Annotated in this window: 1 protein-coding gene; it reads left to right on the forward strand. The window is 45.6% G+C overall.

Annotated features, from left to right (window positions below; translation table 11 throughout):
• Positions 1-252, forward strand: a 252-nt coding sequence (locus AAEY75_RS16305; protein ID WP_352260197.1) for a DsbA family protein, incomplete at both ends; no start/stop codon positions are given.

A 252-nucleotide genomic window follows, 5' to 3' on the forward strand; every position in this document is an offset into this window, starting at 1 on the left:
GCTGTTAGGCTATGAAAACAAAACCCATGATGCGCTCTTTGATGCGATTCATAAAGATGGCAAAAAGCTGTTTGATCAAGCCTCATTAAGCAAATGGTACGCAGCCCAAGGCGTTGACCAAAAGAAATTCAACAGCCTTTATAACTCATTTGCTGTAGGTACCAAAATCGGTCGCTCACAAGCAGGCGCTAAGCGCTATCAGCTGTCTGGTGTACCAGCCGTTGTGGTACAAGGCAAATATGTCGTCACTGG

Origin of the sequence: Psychrobacter sp. TB55-MNA-CIBAN-0194, from assembly GCF_040309505.1 — a bacterium.
In the GTDB taxonomy this organism is placed as follows: Bacteria; Pseudomonadota; Gammaproteobacteria; order Pseudomonadales; family Moraxellaceae; genus Psychrobacter; species Psychrobacter fozii.